Source organism: Pseudomonas sp. HY13-MNA-CIBAN-0226, assembly GCF_040310305.1.
GTDB lineage: Bacteria > Pseudomonadota > Gammaproteobacteria > Pseudomonadales > Pseudomonadaceae > Aquipseudomonas > Aquipseudomonas gregormendelii.
Genome location: NZ_JBEOPS010000434.1, coordinates 1 through 253 on the forward strand (window position 1 = coordinate 1; position 253 = coordinate 253).

A 253-nucleotide genomic window follows, 5' to 3' on the forward strand; every position below is an offset into this window, starting at 1 on the left:
TGTCCCGCTGGGAGTGGTTTCGGGTATTCAGGGCGTGCGCTGGTATCAAGTGCGCTGCAAGGGTGCTTCGGCACACGCAGGAACCACGCCGACGCACATGCGGCGCGATGCGTTGTTGCTCGCCATGGAATCCCTCGGCCGCATCGACGCGCTGGCCGAACAACTTGCCGGTGACGACAAGCGCCTGACATTCGGACGCTGGAACGTCTCGCCCAATGCAATCAACACGATTGCCGGTGAAGCAACCTTCAGC

Annotated in this window: 1 protein-coding gene; it reads left to right on the top strand. The window is 62.1% G+C overall.

Annotated features, from left to right (window positions below; all coding sequences use genetic code 11):
- On the top strand, positions 1 to 253 hold a 253-nt coding region (locus AAEZ05_RS29405), incomplete at both ends, for a peptidase dimerization domain-containing protein (RefSeq protein ID WP_350650153.1).